We start from the raw sequence: 19,274 nt of genomic DNA, 5'->3' as shown, positions 1-19,274 counted from the left end.
ACGAGAGTGTTCTTCCCAATCCTGAATCAATATGAAGGCTTTATTGGCATGTCGAACGCCATCAAACCTGCAAATACCGACTATTTGGAGCAGGTTGTTGATGCTTCTAACGCTCAACTCGTGTGCCAGTGGAATAAGGACTTGATCACCCGCTTTTCGATATGAAACGCATTCTTTGGCCATCAATTTGGAAGAACAAGATCGTGATCACGGATAGATACATATACACGGGTATCACCAGGGATGATGTAAATGGCGCGATGGCTTGGCTAGGGTGGGTGCTGGGCCGGCCTGAGGATGATACAGACCTATTTTATCTGGAGGAGATGAGAAGGTCTTACTGTCGTTGTGTAACCAATCGTTCATTAACTAAGGAGAAAGCGAGGTAAAGGAATGGAATTGCAGGCGTATCTGGAAAAGTTGGTGTCCAACAGCCACTGCCCGATCACATTTGCTGGAGACATCCCAAATGCGCTAAGCCGGTGGCTGGTGCGAAGCGCATTTACGAATGGTGTCAATCAAATGGGAGTCGATCCTTATCTGGACACGGAAGCTCGATTGCTGTACTTTAACGAGCTTGTTATGCTCCCTCGGAAGGAAATAGAAGAGAATTGGCGACAGTACATTTCTGAAATGATTAATCGCTATCAAGAAGTGAATACGCCCCAAAACCTATTTACGATTGAACCGGATAAATACATGTATGGGTTAAACACAGTGTATTGCCAGAAAGAGCAAGATATTCTAGTCAATGTGATTACCTATTTTCCTTCGCCAATCCGGATGTGGATCAATGGACAGCTTGTCGTAACAGGGAATCACGATTATTTGATTAAAGACTACTTCTTCTTGTACCGGTTTCGCGAAGGAAGCAATACGGTATTGTTCGAATGCCCCCTTGCCTTGAGAGTGCCTTTGTCTAATCAGGAAATCATCGTTAAGCTCAATCCGGTTGATTGTTTAGAGGATAATGGGAAGGGCTTTAAAGATGAGGATTTATTGGACGCCTATAAGCAATCCTACAGCCTCTTCCCAGAACGTGTATTTTACATGCCCAATGAGGAACTACACTTGATCGTTCTTCCTCAATATGTGGATCGTCAAACTGAAATTGTTCATGTCAGCATCTTCAATGCGGCAGGAAATCTATTGCAGGCTAAAGAACTAGCTGCTTCCTCGGTTGCGATCTTTCCATGGCAGGACGACTTTAACGGCCTGCTCCGCATACGCGCCGAAGGAGCGGGAGACACTGCCAAGGTAGGCGAGGCCTACGTGTATTACGGTGAATTTCAGAGCCGCATAGACCAGGTTATACAGCAAGTGGAGAAGCGGAAGGATAGCGATCAGTCTGTGATCACGACCATCAGGGAGATGGTGGCTCTGCCTGAGGCCTTCAAGGCCTTGCATCAGTATGTGCCGAATACTTGTTACCTTACTCTTTTTCAAGTCCTTGAGAAATTCATTCGATACGCCAGCACTTCAGAGAAGGAGGTCAAGATGACGTATCGGGAGGTGTTTGGATCGAGTTTCACCGTTTATGAACCCCAGCCAAACGGAGATCGACTTGCTGCTTACACGGTGTATATGCCGGACGACTATAACCCGGAATCCTCCTACCCGCTGGTCGTTTATTTTCATGATGCGCTAGCTCGATCTTATCCAGTAAATCTTCCATGGGTGAAACATAGCTCTATTTCGGATGCTTTTATTATCAACATCGTCGGGATTGGCAGGTTGAATTATGTCGATGACGTTAACGTCATTCGTATGATCAATAGACTTACAGAGACCTACAACGTGAATCGGAACCGCATTCATTTGATCGGTTTCTGTACAGGCGCTACGAAAACACTTCGCATCGCGATGCAAGTGCCGGATACATTTGCTGGAATCGCCAGCGTCATTGGCGATATGCGGTTAAGTATTAATGAGCCTGAGTACGCACAGGTCGATAACATGAGCAATATGACTGTTTTGGGGTTGATGAGCACTGAACACTGGTTTTTTAACTCTACGCGATTCATGCACTTTTTAAAAAGGCTACCCAAGTCAACAACTCGTATAGTTCACGGTTTTATGCATAACGAGTTCAATGCGATATTGAATTCCAAAGTATTGCTCCACAAGCTGATTGCCGAGCAGCGAGATCCTTATCCAGAAGAGCTTAAGCTTTCCCCTCTTGAACCGGGATACAACAAAACCTATTGGCTTAAGGTAGAGGCAATTGACAATTTGGAAGAGCCGTCAAAGATTTGGGCAAAGAAGATGGCCCCTAATCGAATAGAAATTGAAATGCACAATATCGAATGCTTCAGTTTACTTCTTAGCAGGGAGAAGATGATCCTCGCTCCTACGATAGAAATTGCGGTGAATAGCGCCGTTCATCGAGTGGATCTAACGCCTTACTGCAAACTTTGGGTAAGCTGGCAGCCTGATAAATATATGGTGGAGGTCATTCCTATGACCGAACAAGAGTTTGAAGGAAAGTATCATACCATCGGTGTAGATGAGGAACAAATGGGGATTAAACAAATCTATTTGAGCGCTTGTACGATCGTAAAACCTGAAGGCGGTATTCCAAGCAAGCGGAGCTTGGTTAGCAAGCTTGTCTATTTGCTGCAGAATCCGATCAAAGACCGCTACATTTATTACAAATATGAGGCAATCAATGAGCAAGCATTGGATTGGGAGAAGGAGAGTTCAAGTCATACGAACCATGTAATTATTATTGACGTCAGGAGCAAGAGTAAGAAACAAGAAAAGCTACTAGATACATTAGGCATCTATATGGATGAAGAAAAGCTTATTTACCGCGAGCAGATGTTTGTCGGGACGTACTTTACTTTTATTAAACGCCGTCATCCATATTACAGCGAGCGACTCCTGCTAATCGTGGCTTTCAATGATGATCAGGTAGAGACAGAGATCATCACATGGATGAATGCCTTTGAAACAAATCCGCTGTTTTACAACGACGCCGTTGTTTTTCATGATGGAAATTATCAGGGGTTTAGAGATCGGCCCAGGCAAGCATCACCTTTTGCCCCAAGACATCAGTAGGGGTACAGAGTGAACCTACGACATCTACCTCTTCTTGATCGCCTTCTTTTCCAAACAGGTGCATCGGGAAATTATTTCTTACATATCGTCCCAAAAAGGCAGTTGAAGCATGCTGATTCGAGCCACCGTCACAGAGGAAGATGTCGCGACGTCAAATTGTTTTCACGGTATTTTAAATGGATATTGGATAAGTCATGCGATTTGACAGAGGTGTGCAGCCTGTTAATACAGGAGGGACTGCTCTACGACCCTGTCACTGAAGAAGGCATTATTGTTTATACATCTGGAACGCTGCCTTCACAGCAGGATGAAGGCGGATCAGCTTACACGGGACGCTTGTTTACACTTCTTGCATCCAAAGGTTGGGCAAACATCGAAGCCTTGAGCTCCCGCTTGGAGCATTTCATCGATCGATTGTCCCATCGGATCACGGTATAACGGTTAGTAACAAATTATACGGCATAGTTCGATCAGTTCTTCACTGATTGTACTGTGCCTTTTTACACATAACTTGGTTTCTCTAGGTGCGGAATCAACGCGTATTTGAAGATCAACGGTAGGTGATCGCTTGGTTAAGCTCAGACACTAAACCAAAAATGGGGAACGGTTGTCATACCCCGCGTTGGCACAGAGACGAATTGAGGAGTATATACAATAATATAGCGAACACCGACTATAACGATAACTAAGAAAGCTGTCTCCTGTCTAATACACAGGAAACAGCTTATAAGGTTACAAATTTAGGAGCGAAGTGTTTCATGGATATTAAGGCTGAATCCCCCAGACAAGAGTGCCGTTCTGGAAGAGCGTCACTTTGTCCCAGTTCGTATACGACGTCTTCGTTCCATCGAACGAGTAGTCGTTCGATTCGTTAAAGTTCGACCAATCGGTTTTGGACATCCGGAGTTGGATATCGCCGGACTGTCCGCCTGCCGGAATCGACCCGGCTCCTGAGGTAAAACTGAGCTCGACATACGTGTCCGAATTGGTGCCAGTCGTGCTGACGAACGTTCTTTGGATATTAGCACCGCCGACCTGCGCCCAATCGACCCATGAGTTCATCGCTTGAGTGCCATCTTTCGTAAAGTAGTAACGGATGCTGAGGTCGCTTAAAAGAACGGCGGTTGTACCGTTATTCTTGATGTTGAAATGAGGCTTGATCTGGTTGTCATTGATGTTCGTGTCCGCTGCTCGGTACTGCACCGACAGATTGCTCGTAGGCGGCGTTCCCTGCGGCGTCACGCTCACTTGCGAGGAGTTCGGGCTTTCTCCTGCGATATTCACTGCGCTTACGACGTAATAGTAAGTCGTGCCGTTGGTCAAGCCGGTGTTGGTGTAGCTCGTTCCGCTAATCCCGGTCGCCACCGTCGTATAGGGACCGCTACTTGTTGTTGCGCGATTGACGTTGTAGCTCGTCGCACCGTTCGAAGCTGTCCAGCTTAGCGCTGCTTGCGTATTGCCCGGCGTAGCGATTAGGCCAGTCGGTGTAGCTGGCATCGTTACGCCGGACTGAGGCATCGCGCTCACTTGTGCGGAATTCAGGCTTTCTCCTGCACTATTCGCTGCGCTTACGACGTAATAGTAAGTCGTGCCGTTGGTCAAGCCGGTGTTGGTGTAGCTCGTTCCGCTAATCCCGGTCGCCACCGTCGTATACGGACCACCGCTTGTCGTTGCGCGTTTGACGTTGTAGCTCGTCGCACCGTTCGAAGCTATCCAGCTCAGCTCGACTTGCGCGTTGCCAGCTGTTGCTGTCAAGACGGTCGGAGCCGCTGGAACCGTCGGATTGTTGCCGTTGCCAGGGATTGCCGGATAGGCATTCTGTACGAGCTGTACGAACTGGTTGTGGAACCAGTGGCCTGATAACGGAGCACCCGGCAACGCGCCCGTCGGCGAGCCATTTTCGTTCGTGTAAGTCGGATCACACATTCTGTCAAAACCCTTGCCCTCATTATTCGGAATGTATGAGCTTGAGCCATCCGACTCGCCTGGTGGCTTCACCCACACGAACGCGTCGAGGTGCGATGCTGGGTATCCTGCGGGCGCTACCGTCGGCGGTTGCCCCATACCTGCACCGGAAGGGTTACACCAATTTCCGCGGTGAAAACGCTTGTCGATACGCCCGGAATTGGCATAGTCGTTAACGTTAGTGCCGTTCGCCCCGGTCGGCCGGCCCGGCCCACCCCATCCGTTGCGTGAGGTGTCGATCAGGAAGCCAAGGCTGGTCGGCCAGCCATTCGCCACGAAACCGGCGTATAACGCCGCTGTAAAGTCCGCCTCATCGAAGTACGGATTCCACTGATAGTAATTCGCGGACCTTAGCTGCTGCCCGCTGATTGTCAAGTTCGGATCAGACAGGAAGGGCTCATCTAACGGGGTGGTGTTCGCCGTGTCGGTGATGAAGCCGTCGACGCTTGCCAGCCCGGCCGTAGTCCCCGTTACCACATTGGTAAAGAGGTCAATAGCAGACTGACGGTTAGAATCCCAGCCAAGCCAACCGGAGTGCCCGATGTCCATGTAGGTGTACACGTTCGGGATCGCATGGAGCTTATTCAGTGCATATTGTGTCGCATCCCGGTAGATGTTAGTAGAGTTTGCCTGTGCACACTCCGGATCACTCAAGTTCGTTACGAGGTTCGGCAATGAGTCCGGTTCGATCACCGTTACAATCCGGATGTTTTGGTATTTCGAGTCGGAGAACACACTGGCGATCGCGTCGATGTATTGTGTCTTGTACGTCTGCAGACCCGCCTGAGTTAGCGGAAGCTCTCCGTTCGATGCCAAAGCATGGCAGTCTCGACCCGGCAAGTCATAGATGACGAACGTTGTAGTGATCGGTGTGCTACTGTTCTTTTGCGCTAGCACAGCATCCATAGTCTCTGACAGGCTCTTGCGTCCTCCGTTCGCCGCACCACCTTGAATCGCCGCAATACGGTCAAGCCATACGGCTGTCGGGTACGACTTGACCATCTGCATCTTCGCAATCAGTGTGCTGTCGCTAACCTGCGCGATCGACGTATCGATCAATGCAGCGTAGTCGGGGCTCACATACGCTGTCGCACCCAGGAACGGGTTATTAACGTGTGCTTCAGCTGCAAAGCTGTTATTGCTTCCAAAAGGTATGAGAATGTTTATAACCAGCGCTAAGATCAGGATAAGGATCGAGGTGCTTTTAGGTTTAGGTAGAGCAATTGTCATTGTTTCAACTCCTTTGTATTCGCTCAAATTCTACCAATTGATCTTGCTATCTGGTGCAAATATTGCCGAACTGTCCGCCCGGGGTATCGAACGTCCTTAGAATGTTGAGGATAATGGTTTAAGGCTGAATCCCCCAGACAAGAGTGCCGTTCTGAAAGAGCGTCACTTTGTCCCAGTTCGTATACGACGTCTTCGCTCCATCGAACGAGTAGTCGTTCGATTCGTTAAAGTTCGACCAATCAGTTTTGGACATTCGAAGTTGGATATCACCGGACTGTCCGCCTGCCGGAATCGACCCGACTCCTGAGGTAAAGCTGAGCTCGACATACGTGTCCGTATTGGTACCGGTCGTGCTGACGAACGTTCTTTGGATATTAGCGCCGCCGACCTGCGCCCAATCGATCCATGAGTTCATCGCTTGAGTGCCATCTTTCGTAAAGTAGTAACGGATGCTGAGGTCGCTTAAATTAACGGCGGTTGTACCGTTATTCTTGATGTTGAAATGAGGCTTGATCTGGTTGTCATTGATGTTCGTGTCCGCTGCTCGGTACTGCACCGCCAGATAGCTTGTAGGCGGCGTTCCCTGCGGCGTCACGCTCACTTGCGAGGAGTTCGGGCTTTCTCCTGCGATATTCACTGCGCTTACGACGTAATAGTAAGTCGTGCCATTGGTCAAGCCGGTGTTGGCGTAGCTCGTTCCACTAACCCCGGTCGCCACCGCCGTATACGGACCGCCGCTTGTCGTTGCACGTTTGACGTTGTAGCTTGTCGCACTGGTCGAAGCTGTCCAGTTCAGCGTGGTTTGCGCGTTGCCAGACGTAGCGACCAAGCTCGTCGGAACCGATGGAATCACCGGATTAGGGAGCGCTTCCATCAGACGGTTAAGCATGTCTTGTTTCGGTTGATTCCAGGTGACCCAATCATCCTGCAACAGTCCGCCGGTATCACCGCTATTCGGATTGATGCACCAATACGTCCAATACAAGTCGTTCACTTTAATATAATCGACCAACGCATTTTGCCATTTGCCTTCCGTGGACGTCGTATCGACGCTTCGACCGCCGAATTCGCCGACGAGAATCGGCGCAATGTTGTTTTTGTGAATGTATCCCCAATACGTATCCCAAATGTTTGGCATGTTATTAGGGAATGTCGGATCAGAGAACCAAGGTTGACTGGCTACTCCAGGACCGTAATCGTGGGGAGAATATACGATACGATTCGCTATAGTTAAGCGTACCGGATCATTCTGCACCCCTTTCAGGTTGCCGCCCCACCAGTAGTTGCCGGTTTGACCCTGGACATTAGAACTTACGCCTTCGACGATGATCAGCCAATTCGAGTTAACGCTTAATATGGCATTGCCGGCACGTTCGGCGGCCAAACGCCAATCGCGAGTCGAATCTCCGCAGCCCCAACAAGCGTTTCCGTGAGGCTCGTTATGCAGATCTGCCCCGATTACCGTATCGTTGCCCGTATAACGCTGCGCAAGCATCTTCCAGTCTTCCACCCAGGTCGTCTCTGAAACTGTTGAAGTGTACCACAGTTCCGTTTGTTCAGCGGATGTCGGACGATGGCGGTCCAGGAACACCTTCATTTTCCTTGTGCCCGCCTTTTCAATCAGTTTGTCGAGGATTTGTATAGGCGTCAGCCCCTGCAGATCGGGGTTTTTCGAATAATCGATGCCGTTAGGCATCTTACTTGGCAGAAACATCTCATTGGTGTAAGGGATACGCAGCAGATTGTACCCTTTATCCTTCAGTTGATCGAGTAAGCTGTCCATCGAACGAGTCCACAATCCGTGCGGCGTGAAATTCGACGTCTCAAATCCAAACCAGCTAACACCGTTAAAAGTGGCGGCCTTGCCGCCAGAATCCACAATCCGGTTACCGTTGGTGTGATAATAATTCGGACCGTCCGCGGATACCTGGAACCCAGAGCCCAATGCACCTACAATAAGAGAAATAATTAGCGCGAATCTCCATACTTTTCTTTTCATCTGTTCCCAACCTCTCTATTTAATAATAGGATCAAGGGAATTTTCACAGGTTCTACATTTGGATCGCCTCCTTTCCAGCCGAAATGTTTCTTTTATCACTTCCTTTCAATCGGAATGGCAAAACAAACATGAGCTGTCGCTATGGTCTCTTTTGGAAAGGGGGGAATCGATTGTTCAATGACGACTTCAAAAAGAAATCGGAATGGGTGAGTAGACTTGAGTAGTACAAGAAGGGGATGCTGTGGATTGGAGTATCATTTATTTGAGTGTGAGCCCATTATAGGAAAGATAGACCTACTAACGCTATAATTTTGGTTACCGTATTAACACTTTTATAACCCTTTTCAGGGGGGGCAGATGAAATAATGCATAGGAAAAAGACTCCATATGTATCAGTACAAGTACATGGATACTAAATATACACATACTTAGAAAAATTACTACCATACCTGAAAAATGCGGCCTAACAATGAAAGCTCGGCTGTTTTACAATATAGTCAAGATCTAGGACTATCCCATATTTTGTTTGCTATTATTGAAAAGCAATTCGAGCAACAAGCTGCTTGAATTGACATTGGTACATGAACCGACTCATGCATTTAGTGATTTGGCATCCAATCATTGGGCTGCGGAACAGATCCTTCGTTGGAACGAGTTGGGGATTCTTCAAGGGTATGAGGATATTACATTGCGCAAAGCTTTAGCCGCAGGTTATTTCCAACTGGATGCAGAGAACAAATCACTTGCAGCGGATCCTCTAAGCAGAGCCGAAGCGACGATAGCTTTGGAAGCTGTCTATCACTTTCATAAAGATCGTTTTGGAAGCGTATCCAATTTTATTGATCCTGATAACGTGTGCAAGGAAGCAACTGCAGCGATTCAGGCCCTTGTCGCGAAAGGATACATAGAAGGTTTCGAATATCACACCTATAGACCTGAAAAGACTGCGAATGCAGATCTGGGCAAGCTTATCAATGTGGACTGTGACCGGTGCACCCTATATCTATGAGTTTGCGTCAACGATCACAATTGGACATTCTGAATGGGGGTGAGGGATTTGCTATAAACCGATTTTCGGTAATAAATCAAGGTCTCAGGTTATGGAGGTATAGATAAGGCAAATGCACTGTATTTATCTTGATAAGGAGCGTGTATATGTTTATTAAAAAGAAGTTTAAATGCATCTCTGTTGTTCTTTTGGCTATGATGATGCTCGTCCAATTGATAGTTCCTTTGGCAAGTGTAAGTGCTGCGGCAGATTATGCTTTGGCCTCTGATAGGGCTTACTCTTGGTTAAAGGCGCAGCAGGATCTAACTATAGGTACAGCAGGCGATGGTATGGTGGATAGTTTTGACGATTGGTGGGATGCGACGAATCGCAGACAAATTGCTTACACTTATGATCAGGGTGTAGCGGCGATTTCGTTCATGCTCAAGGATGATCGCGTCAGAGCGGAAAAAGTTTTAACCAAAATGTCTCAATTCCAAGATTCTGATGGATCATGGATTAACTCTTACTGGTGGAACAACGGTTTCGGCGAAGAAATCCGCAAACATGTTGGTCCAGTGGCCTGGATGGTTATGGCCTATATGACCTATGAGAAGAAATATGGGGATACGCGCTTCCAACCTAATGCTAAGAAAGCACTGGATTGGGCAGTTACATTTCAGAAAGCGAATGGCGGTATTTCGGGAGGCAGGACGCAATGGGATGTTCCTAATACATGGACTGATGAAGTATGGACTTCCACTGAGCATAACCAAGACATGTACAATGTGTTGAAATATTATGCAAATGTGTTCCAAGATCGTACGACGACCTACAACAGTGCAGCTACCGGAGTTAAAAATTTCTTAGATAACGTCGTATGGAACGACACACTTAAACGATGGAACGGCGGATGGAAAAACAATACGAATCTGCTTGATCCAAGTGTGCCATTGGATGTTAACCCTTGGGGCGTCCTTTCATTAGGCTTAACAGGAACAAGGGATTATAAAAAGTCGCTTGCTTATGTCGATAATGCCAACGGTACAGGAACTACAACAGATCCTAAATATGTACATACGTTAGATTATGATGGCATCAACATGATGACTGCTTATGATTTCGATTGGCAATATGATTGTGCCGCAGCATTGACGCCAACCGGACAGCCGAACGGTAATAAATGCTCGGATATTTGGTTCGAAGGTTCCACATTCATGTCCACGGCACATTTCATGAACGGCAATATGGCCAAGGCAAACGCCATTTTGGATGAATTAATCAAAAAACAAGGTACGAGCGGATCTTTACTTGGTGGATTGCCTTACTCTCTAAAAGGTTCGAACAATAACTATTGGAAAATGAACCAGGAAAACTGTGTTTCAAGCACCGGATGGCTTATCATTGCCATCGCTCGGTACAATCCGTTTACCGGTGAGTCTTTGAAAGATACATCAAGTGGCGGAGTTATTCCTGGGAAGATTGAAGCTGAAAGCTACAGCGCTAAATTTGACGTTCAGACAGAGACAACAACTGATACAGGAGGAGGCTTGAATGTAGGGTGGATTCATACAGAGAGTTGGATGGATTATGATGTAAATGTCCAAAACGCAGGGACTTATACCGTTGGATTCAGAGTAGCCAGCCCCAATGCGACAGGTCAGCTTCAAATAAGAAATGCTTCTGGCCAAGTGTTAACGACGGCAAATGCTCCAAATACTGGCGGATGGCAATCGTGGCAAACCGTGAATGCAACTGTTACATTGCCGGCGGGCAACCAAACACTGCGGGTATATGCATCTTCTGGCGGCTTTAATATCAACTGGTTGGACTTCACGACTGCTTCAACACCATCATCGCCTTCCATATACTCCATACCGGGCTCTTCAATACCAGCGCCAAGCGGAAGCGGTGTAATATCGCTTAAGGTTATGAACGGAACAAACGGAGCTTATCCGGATAGTCAGGTCTATTGGGGGGTTCTTGGGATAAATCCCACAAATGGAAAATGGAGTTATTTGGATATAAATGGAAATTTACAGCCTGTTTCACTGGCACTTAATGATGCACCCGGACATTTAACGAAAAATGGCGTTAACTATGCAAACTTCTATCACAAAATAAGTGATGCATCGTGGGTAAGTATGCCGAGAATAACATCAGGTAGAATGTTCCTTTGTGTAGCCACTGAATGTTACATTAAAACGTATGATAGCGGATTTGCCGGACCCGATATTAATAACCCCGCAGACCCGAATTTGAATGTATATTTTGACTTTATCGAATTTACAGTTGACGCAACTGGATATCATGGAAACACGACAAGGGTTGATATGTTCGGCTTCCCTGTTCAACACAGACTAGTCAATGCAGCCGGAAATTACGACCATACCGTTGGCGAATTGGAAGTTGAAACCCGTTCCGGCTTATTTGCTAAATTCGCCAATGAAATGCCTTCTGCATTTAAATCGCTAGGCACCGTTCAAGCTCCTTACCGGGTTATTGCTCCAATTCACGGTTCTTTTGCCCCAGGCGGCGCTAATTCTACTTACTTTTCCGGTTATTCCAGCTATTCCACACAGGATATTCTCAGATGCGATGGAGCTTTAACCAATGCTCAAACTTGTGCTGCAATCAATAGACATGTCTTTACAGATAGCAATTGGAATAATGTTGGCAATTATTATCAAGCTGCTCCAGCCAATTACTATTCAAAATTTTGGCATACTTACGGTATTAATGGATTAGCCTATGGCTTTGCTTATGACGATGTCAACAATCAAGCTGCTTATCTGGAAGTTGGCAATCCGAAAGGATTAATTATTAGGGTTGGATGGTAATGTAGCATTACTCTTGGCTGATCATCGATCTTCTCTCGTTTGTTAGAACGCTTCAGAGGTAGGAATATGAATTCTTGCCTCTTTTTTGTGGGCTTGGTCGCGCGCAATTCGTAAGCGATTACCCTGGAGGAAACAAAGAAAAGGTTAAAAATCAGACAAGTAAATCTGAAAAATGCCACAAAGAAACTTATGGCAAGCAACAAGAAAATTAACCGTTTGGGGTCCAATGTGAAAACTGTACAACAAAATCATAAAAACGGACAAAAAATGTAGGAAAGAGATACCTCTTTTCTAAGATGGGGGAGTGTTTTGGAAAGTAAAACCTAAAAAATAGATAACATTACCTGAAAAACCGTGCCTAACAATTTCGCATCCGCTCACTTACAATGAGATCAAGGAAGCAAAAAAATGACAAATTTAGATTCAAGAAGGTGGATTGGTGAAAAGATTACCTTTTCTTTTTTTACGAATAATTCGGATCGTTCAGTAGGTCAAGGCAAGCTCGAATTAAGGAGGAAATTTATGAGAATGTGGAAAAGCAAGTTATCTTTGCTGTCAGCAGGAATTATGATCAGCTCATCATTATCCGGAATAGCGGCATTAGCCAATGATACGAACAATCTAACTCCACCGGAGCTTGCCTCCTACTGGAATAGTTCGAAACCGGTGGAGGAGCGAGTCAGCGATCTGCTCTCCAAAATGTCATTGGACGAAAAGGTTGGTCAAATGGTACAGGCTGAGCGGGCATCCGTCACACCCGACGATGTACAGAATTACTACTTGGGGTCTGTACTCAGCGGAGGCGGTTCGTTCCCGAATGGCAAGCAATCGGACAGCACCCGCGAGAATTGGGCTTCACTTGTCGATTCTTACCAATCGGGAGCACTGTCTACACGCCTAGGCATTCCCATCCTATATGGGGTTGACGCTATTCACGGCAACAGCAACCTGCTTGGTGCAACGCTCTTCCCGCATAATATTGGTCTAGGTGCGTCGCGTGACACAGCGCTTGTCCAGCAAATTGGCGCAGCGGCTGCACAGGAAATCAAAGCCGCTGGAACCCATTGGGCGTTCTCCCCGACAATCGCGGATCCGCAAAATATTCAATGGGGGCGCACCTACGAAGGCTTCAGCGACAATCAGGAGCTTGTTGGTAAGATGGGAGCGGCCTTCATTAAAGGACTTCAGGGCGAAACAAGGGATCAGCTGAAACGTGCAGACCGCGTGATCGCTACGGCGAAGCATTTCTTCGGCGAAGGATTAACGGAAGGCGGAGCGAACCAAGGCAATGTAACAGATATGACAGAAGCGCAGGTTACAGCGTTGGATTTGCCAATATACAAAGCGGCGGTTGACGCTGGCGCTCGGACCGTCATGGCTTCCTATAGCAGTATTCAAGGTTTGAAAATGCATGCCAATAAGCGTCTGTTAACCGATGTACTCAAAGGCACCGCTGAGGGACAACTGGGTTTCACCGGCTTTGTAATTTCTGACTATAATGCGGTGCAGCAGATTACGAAGGACTGGGACGGCAAGGCTGTTAGCGGCTTGAAAAATCAGATTCGCGTTGCGGTTAATGCGGGCGTAGATATGATGATGATGGCTACGGAATGGAAAACGACGATCACGAATCTGAAAGCATTGGTTGCCGAGGGTGGAATCAAACAGGAGCGTATAGACGACGCGGTTACCCGCATTCTGCGCGTCAAGTTCGAATCAGGTGTATTCGAACACCCGATGACGGATAACAAGCTGGCTGGAACGTTCGGCTCTACAGAACACCGCGCGCTGGCTCGCAAGGCAGTCAGCGAGTCTCTTGTCTTGTTGAAGAACGACAAGGTGAACGGCTCTCCGATTCTCTCGCAGCTGTCCGGGATGAATAAGATCTTTGTGGCGGGTAAGAGTGCCACAGATATCGGCCTGCAATCTGGCGGGTGGTCCATCACATGGCAGGGAGCTAAGGGCAACACGACAACCGGAACAACGATCCTGCAAGGTATTCAGCAGGTGGTTGGCAGCACGAAGAACGTCACGTACAACAAGCACGGCCGGGGTGCGGAAGGTAACGATGTCGCGATCGTCTTCATCGGCGAAACGCCTTATGCTGAAAGCAACGGTGACGGATTGAACAAGCTGAAGCTTGATTCGGAAGACCTGTCCACACTGGACAATATCAAGGCATCCGGCGTACCGACGATCGTTGTCCTTGTTTCCGGACGCCCGCTTATGATCGGCGACCGTTTGAATGATTGGACAGGACTTGTGGAGGCTTGGCTGCCCGGTACGGAGGGTGCAGGCGTTGCTGACGTATTGTTCGGTAACATGGACTTCACTGGCAAGTTACCGGTTCGTTGGCCGTTTTATACGGAAGCTTATACGAATCCGATAGCAGGACAATCCAACCTGGATCCGAAATATGTGTTGTTTCATTATGGTTATGGACTGACGAAAGCGGAGGGAACCCCAACACTCCCCATCATGCCCGACAAGCCTGGGCAAAAGGATCCCTACGTTAAAGTTGAAGCAGAGAACTACACAGCTAAATCGGATGGTTTAAAAAGTGAGAATACGTCTGACACGGGCGGCGGGCAGAATATCGGCTATACCTCCGCTGGCGCTTGGCTCGAATATTTGATTGATGTTCCGGCTAACGGAACCTATGATGTAGACTTCCGCTATGCAGGAGGGGACGCTGGTAGCACGAACTCTGGCATGCTCATCTCGGATGCTGGCGGCCATGCACTTGGAGAACTGAAGGGAGTCGGCTATACCGGCGGCTGGCAAACCTGGAAGACAGCAACGGTCAAGGGTGTTGATTTGTCAGCAGGCGTGCAAAAGATCAAACTGCAGTTTACGAGTGGCGGCCTGAACTTCAACTGGTTCGGTTCCACAGGCTTTGGTCCTGCGCCCGAACAGGGCGGAAACAGCGGTGGAGCAATTATCCCGCAGAATCCAGTTTTGGGTGGTCAGGGCAAGGTACAGAGTTGGCTTTCGAGCGAACGCAGCAGCCAAAGCATGTTGTGGTATTATGCTCCGCAATGGCAACCTGGCGATGAACTTAAACAGCTGACACCACAAGCGAATCTTGATCTGACAAGCGTAGGCAACGACGTCTATGCGACGACCATCAACATTGACCCGAACAAACAGTATCAAACGATTACCGGTATGGGTTCCTCGATGGAGGAATCGACGATTTTCAATATAACGAAGATGTCGGATGCTAAGCAAAACGAGCTGTTGACCAAACTGGTCAGCAATGCGAATGGCATCGGGATGAGCATGACGCGTCTTACAATTGGTACGGCGGATTTTACTTCCCGGAAATTTTATTCGTATGACGACATGCCGACTGGTCAAACCGATCCCAACCTAGCGCATTTCTCCATTCAAAAAGATATCGATTATGGCATCATTCCAGTACTTAAGAAAATCATAGCTATCAATCCGGACATGAAGTTCTTCGCATCACCATGGAGTCCTCCAGGCTGGATGAAAACGACGGACAGTATGATCAAAGGCTCGGTGAAAGACGAATATCTGCCTGTTTTGGCGGATTATTATGTTAAATTTATTCAAGCTTACAAAGAGCAGGGTATCAACATTTCAGCTATGACGCTGCAGAACGAACCGCTTCTAGAGATTGAGTATCCGAGCACCAAAATGCCTTGGCAGCAGGAAGCCGAGCTTAGCAAGCTGCTGCATCAGAAATTAATTGTGGCTGGTCTCGATGTGAAGATTTGGATCTTCGACCATAACTTCAGCGATACGATGAATTATCCGGCGCCGATGTTGGCCGATGCAGCTAATCGTGACGCTATTGACGGTACGGCTTTCCACGACTACGGCGGCGACCCCTCGATGATGTCGCAACTGCATGATCTGTATCCAACCGAGAATATATATCTGACAGAACGAGCTGTTTGGGGTACTGCGGGTGCAGACCGAATGGCGCAATATTTCCGCAACTGGGCTAAGAGCTATAATTCCTGGGTTGTTATGCTCGACAGTGATATCGCCACCCATCAATGGGTCGGTACACCGGATCCAACGATGATCATCAAAGATTCCAGTAATCCAGATCATTATTGGCTGACGCCGGAATATTACACGCTGGGCAACTACTCGAAGTTTGTAAAGCCGGACTACATCCGGATCGACAGCAATTATGGGTCAAAGGATCACGTAACGAACGTTTCCTTCATGAGCCCGGACAAGAAAACCATTGTTTCCGTTGTCGTCAATCAGACCGATATCACGCAAACGTTCAAACTCGTAAGCGATGGCACACAAGTGGCTGCTCAAATTCCAGCGAAATCCGTCATTACGTACAAGTGGGATCGCATAGTGCTAGGACAGAAGGATCCAGTAGTAATGACTGTCGCTCCGCAATCTCTGCCTTACAATGTGAATAATAAGGAGATATCCCTCACTGTAACAGGAATGACGTATGGAACGAAGCTTGGCACCATTGCGCTTGGCGTTGAAGCGGCCGCCATGGGGATTACGTTAGGTGACGTAACCTATGCGGGTCCGGCTCAAGCCAATGTTCAATTGCGGTGGGATCCAACGAAGCCGTATTACGTGAATACGCCGTTGACGGTTACGGCATCGACGTACTCGAATACGGAAGCTAGTCAGACACTGATGGGTAGTATCATGCTGATGGGGACGGGGCACAAAACGATTGCTACTGATATTTTGCCTGGCCCAATAACGGCTAACGACTACTATCAATTATCAGGGGTAGCCATCCATGGTGCTGATACTTCAAATGCCAAACTAACCGGTATTCATACAGGAGCTTGGGCTGAATTTAAGATTAACGTGCCTGCCTCAGGCAAATATGCAGTTACTCTGAATGTAGCCTCACCGAACGGCGGCGGATTCCTCTTGCAGTCTGAAAATCTCAGCACCCTAGGCTCCTATACCATTCCGAATTTGTATGGTTCAACAGCTTGGGCGGGTGCGCGGCTTTCTGTGCAGCTGCAGGCAGGTGAACAAATCATTCGTATTCAAGGAAACAGCGGCTCGTTTGATATGCAAAACATTGCTTTTGAACCCGTGACTACTCAAGCAGCGGGAAGCGACGGTGTCATCAAGGTTGAGGCCGAGAAGTTTGTAGCAGCAAGCCAACAGGTGATACAGTACGGAAGCGGTATGAATAATCTTGGGTACACGACTGCAGGATCCACATTTGATTATCTCATTAATGTGCCGCAGAAAGGCTATTACAAAGTGCATCTCCAATATGCTACGCCACAAGGCGGTGTTTCCGCTTCGATATTGTCAAACGGAGCGCTCAAAGGTTCCGCGTCCATGCCGACTACAGGATCCTGGGGTACCTATCAGGAAGCCTCAGTCGTCGTCAAATTGGATGCAGGCGTTCAAACACTCCGTATTATTGATAATGGCGACGGATTTAACTTCGACGCTTTGTCTATTGAACCGGGAGGCACTCCTGTGGTTGTGATGCAGAAGGCTAAGGCTCCTCTTGTTAAAGCAACTACAAAATCTGTTGCATTGATAACTGATATTGAAGGGGCAACGATTTACTACACGACGGATGGCTCGCTGCCGACGAAGAATAGCGCAGCTTATACCTCGCCAATCGGCGTCACATCGGCTAAGGTGATTCGTGCAATGACGAGTAAAGAGGGTATGATTGACAGTTTTGTCACGTTTTTCTCGGCTCCTGGCGCGTATGTAGCGGTAACCGGCATATCACTGGACCCAACTGAACTTCCTTTGAAAGTAGGCTCGGTAGGTGTATTGAAAACTAAGTTCCAACCGGAATTTGTCAGCAATGAAGAGGTGACTTGGACCTCGAGTGACACAGGCATTGCAACGGTTGATAGCTCAGGTAAAGTAACGGCTATTGCTGTGGGAACAGCGACGATTAAAGTTACGACAGTTGATGGAGGCAAGGAAGCTACAGCGGTTATCGTGGTAACGAAAGCCGCGGGAGGCGGAGACGATCCGACGCCAAGAACCAGCTCGCCAAGCACACCGAGCACGTCAACTACGACGTCTGATTCTGGCAAAGTTATCGTTCAACCGATAACGGACGCGAACGGCATGGCTTCGGCAACGGTGAAGCCAGAAGACATTAAAGCGGCACTACATAGTGCGATAGATCACAAAATTACAATTGTCGTGAATGCGGCTACCGGTACAAAGCAAGTGAGATTGGACATTCCAGTGCAGGATATTTTGGCAGACAGCAGCATAAAAGCCATTCAACTAGAAACAGGCTTAGCAACCGTTACGATCAATCCTGATCTGGTTAGCAAAAATGGCGGAACTGCTGCATCCATCATCCAGCTTTCTGTGGAAGCGGTAGACACAGCCAATCTGTTGGCAACCGTTCAGGAGCAGTTGAATGGAAGAATGGTGTATGACTTCAGTCTTCGCATTGACGGAAAGAAGGTCAGCAGCTTTAACGGAAGTGGCGTGCAAGTAGGTATCCCATACAAAATGAAAGCAGGAGAAAAGCCGAACAACATCATCATTTATTGCATTGACGATACTGGTAAGCTCGAAGTTGTGAAGAACGGTAAATATAACCCGGCAACAGGCAATGTTGAATTTAAGGCAAAGCACTTTAGTCAGTATGCGGCTGCCTATTCTCATGCCTCCTTTACCGATACATCCGTAGCGCCGTGGGCTGAGGATAGTATTCAAGCGCTAGCTGCAAGGGGCGCAATTAACGGAACGGGCAATGGCTGGTTCAATCCCACTGGCGAAGTGACACGCGCAGAATTTATCAAGATGTTGATTGATACCTTTGATCTTGCTGATGTGACAGCTGTAACAACGTTCACCGATGTCCATGAAGGGGAGTGGTACACGAATGCAATAGCAAGTGCGCAGAAGCTTGGTATCGTAAACGGCAAGGATGACGGCACCTTTGGTGTGAACGACAACATTACTCGCGAGGATATGGTGGTAATGGTTTACCGGATCAGTCAGCAATTGAACCTAACGCTTGCGTCCGGCCAACTTTCCGCTGCCTTCACTGATCAGCCTCAGATTGCTTCCTATGCAAAAGCGGCAGTTGATGCCATTAAAAATGCTGGAATTATCAACGGCATAGAAGATGGAAGCTTCGCACCAAAGGACCATGCTTCCAGAGCGCAGGCTGCAACTATGATCTTCAGACTGTTTTTTCAAGCTTAGCCCGCAATCATAG

Annotated in this window: 9 protein-coding genes; 6 read left to right on the top strand and 3 right to left on the bottom strand. The window is 47.7% G+C overall.

The window, feature by feature from the left end; genetic code table 11:
• Window positions 1-6 precede the first annotated feature (6 nt).
• Entirely contained in the window at window positions 7-165 is a 159-nt protein-coding gene (locus GK047_RS25690; RefSeq protein ID WP_163953102.1) for a hypothetical protein, read from the top strand.
• A 228-nt stretch (window positions 166-393) separates the two neighbouring features.
• Window positions 394-3,060, top strand: coding sequence for a hypothetical protein (locus tag GK047_RS25685; RefSeq protein ID WP_163953100.1), 2,667 nt, complete (start codon window positions 394-396; stop codon window positions 3,058-3,060).
• On the opposite strand, the gene GK047_RS25680 is transcribed toward GK047_RS25685, so the two are convergent.
• Entirely contained in the window at window positions 3,011-3,154 is a 144-nt protein-coding gene (locus GK047_RS25680; protein WP_240344247.1) for a hypothetical protein, read from the bottom strand. The two genes, GK047_RS25685 and GK047_RS25680, sit on opposite strands and share 50 nt — an antisense overlap.
• Window positions 3,155-3,270: 116 nt before the next feature.
• Between GK047_RS25680 and GK047_RS29880 the strand changes: the two genes are divergently transcribed.
• Complete coding sequence (locus GK047_RS29880; protein WP_346010392.1) at window positions 3,271-3,498, top strand: peptide ligase PGM1-related protein; 228 nt, start codon at window positions 3,271-3,273, stop codon at window positions 3,496-3,498.
• Window positions 3,499-3,825: 327 nt separating this feature from the next.
• On the opposite strand, the gene GK047_RS25670 is transcribed toward GK047_RS29880, so the two are convergent.
• Together GK047_RS25670 and GK047_RS25665 are read right to left on the bottom strand one after the other, a co-directional pair.
• Window positions 3,826-6,255 carry a glycoside hydrolase family 6 protein gene (locus GK047_RS25670; RefSeq protein WP_163953096.1) on the bottom strand — a complete coding sequence of 810 codons (2,430 nt, stop codon included), beginning with the start codon at window positions 6,253-6,255 and terminating at the stop codon, window positions 3,826-3,828.
• A gap of 118 nt (window positions 6,256-6,373) precedes the next feature.
• Window positions 6,374-8,254: a cellulase family glycosylhydrolase gene (locus GK047_RS25665; RefSeq protein ID WP_163953094.1), complete on the bottom strand. Its 1,881-nt coding sequence runs from the start codon at window positions 8,252-8,254 to the stop codon at window positions 6,374-6,376.
• 568 nt (window positions 8,255-8,822) lie between these two features.
• Here GK047_RS25665 and GK047_RS25660 point away from each other — a divergent pair.
• The 3 genes from GK047_RS25660 to GK047_RS25650 all read left to right on the top strand — a co-directional run bounded on the left by GK047_RS25660 (window position 8,823) and on the right by GK047_RS25650 (window position 19,261).
• On the top strand, window positions 8,823-9,263 hold the full coding sequence (locus GK047_RS25660) for an S-layer homology domain-containing protein (protein ID WP_205516983.1): 441 nt from the start codon (window positions 8,823-8,825) through the stop codon (window positions 9,261-9,263).
• Window positions 9,264-9,409: 146 nt separating this feature from the next.
• Window positions 9,410-12,082, top strand: a complete 2,673-nt coding sequence (locus tag GK047_RS30450) for a beta-1,3-glucanase family protein (protein WP_346010390.1) — start codon at window positions 9,410-9,412, stop codon at window positions 12,080-12,082.
• Between the two features lie 522 nt (window positions 12,083-12,604).
• Window positions 12,605-19,261 carry a glycoside hydrolase family 3 N-terminal domain-containing protein gene (locus GK047_RS25650; protein ID WP_240344246.1) on the top strand — a complete coding sequence of 2,219 codons (6,657 nt, stop codon included), beginning with the start codon at window positions 12,605-12,607 and terminating at the stop codon, window positions 19,259-19,261.
• Window positions 19,262-19,274 lie beyond the last annotated feature (13 nt).

It is taken from the genome of Paenibacillus sp. SYP-B3998 (assembly GCF_010820665.1).
Taxonomy (GTDB): Bacteria; Bacillota; Bacilli; order Paenibacillales; family NBRC-103111; genus Paenibacillus_E.
The sequence above is the reverse complement of the archived record's forward strand: the minus strand, read 5'-3'. Positions and strand labels throughout refer to the sequence as shown.

What these genes read in the sequence shown, in the direction of transcription:
- GK047_RS25685 (WP_163953100.1), top strand. Translation starts at nt 394, where the DNA reads ATGGAATTGCAGGCGTATCTGGAAAAGTTGGTGTCCAACAGCCACTGC.
- GK047_RS25670 (WP_163953096.1), bottom strand. Translation starts at nt 6,255, where the DNA reads ATGACAATTGCTCTACCTAAACCTAAAAGCACCTCGATCCTTATCCTG.
- GK047_RS25665 (WP_163953094.1), bottom strand. Translation starts at nt 8,254, where the DNA reads ATGAAAAGAAAAGTATGGAGATTCGCGCTAATTATTTCTCTTATTGTA.
- GK047_RS30450 (WP_346010390.1), top strand. Translation starts at nt 9,410, where the DNA reads ATGTTTATTAAAAAGAAGTTTAAATGCATCTCTGTTGTTCTTTTGGCT.
- GK047_RS25650 (WP_240344246.1), top strand. Translation starts at nt 12,605, where the DNA reads ATGAGAATGTGGAAAAGCAAGTTATCTTTGCTGTCAGCAGGAATTATG.